This window comes from Bradyrhizobium sp. Unk1 (genome assembly GCF_059512345.1).
Genome location: NZ_JCAMOP010000284.1, coordinates 1 through 245, shown reverse-complemented (window position 1 = coordinate 245; position 245 = coordinate 1). Strand labels below are relative to the sequence as shown.

At 55.9% G+C, this 245-nt stretch carries 1 protein-coding gene; it reads left to right on the top strand.

The genetic code is table 11. The annotated features are described in order from the left end of the window. Nucleotides 1-66: 66 nt before the first annotated feature. Nucleotides 67-245, top strand: a 179-nt coding sequence (locus AC5ZFO_RS48505) for a DUF3892 domain-containing protein (RefSeq protein ID WP_496124335.1), incomplete at its 3' end; no start/stop codon positions are given.

Sequence of the window (245 nt, the reverse complement as noted above, 5' to 3'; positions counted from 1 at the left end):
GGCGGCATGGTCCGCCACTGAACGCTAAGCTGGTTGCTCCTTTTGCATGCGGAAGGAGAGACCCCCGTGGCTAGACTCGCACGCGTTCGTTGCGTCAGTAAGACCGACAGGACGAATCCACACGAGAGAATTAGCAGCATCGGCGGGGTATATTCGAACGGAAGTCAATGGAAGCAATCTGTCGTTCAGACGATCAGAGACATCGAAAGCGGCGCGTGGGAATTCTATGTCCAGGAAGACGGGCT